At 30.0% G+C, this 447-nt stretch carries 1 protein-coding gene; it reads right to left on the bottom strand.

Translation table 11 applies throughout. The features are described 5' to 3' along the window. Positions 1–24 precede the first annotated feature (24 nt). Complete coding sequence (locus GBI16_RS18505) at positions 25–276, bottom strand: hypothetical protein (protein WP_120371323.1); 252 nt, start codon at positions 274–276, stop codon at positions 25–27. Positions 277–447 lie beyond the last annotated feature (171 nt).

Genomic DNA, 447 nt, shown 5'->3' with positions numbered 1-447 from the left:
AAAAAAATAATTTTTAAAAACAACTTAGGCTAATTGATAAACACTATCTGGAAAGATTAAAAGAAAATATTTTTTAATTTCTGCTAATTCATTTAAGGCAGGTTCCCTTTCAAGCAGTTGAAATGTCCAAATAAGTACAGCCTGATGATTATCATAGCAAGAATTGACTCCAAGAAAATTAGCCATTCCATAACTTCTATTGATGTTCATTTCTTTAATTAATTGATTTCCTAAGTCACGAGCTTGCTGGCTGATCAATAACTCATTTGTTAACACGGCGGTCATCTCCACAAAATAATCTAATGCAGGTTCAATCCTTATACTTAAAAAGTTATAATTTAGTTGAAATGGATAAAATATACTTTCTATAAGTTGTAATAACCTACTGTAGGTTAATTTCAGCAAAGTATTACTCAGTCAACAACTTCAAATACCCCACAGACAGTT

The sequence above is a fragment of the Acinetobacter sp. TUM15064 genome (assembly GCF_008980265.1).
In the GTDB taxonomy this organism is placed as follows: domain Bacteria; phylum Pseudomonadota; class Gammaproteobacteria; order Pseudomonadales; family Moraxellaceae; genus Acinetobacter.
This window is presented reverse-complemented; position numbering and strand designations above follow the sequence as displayed.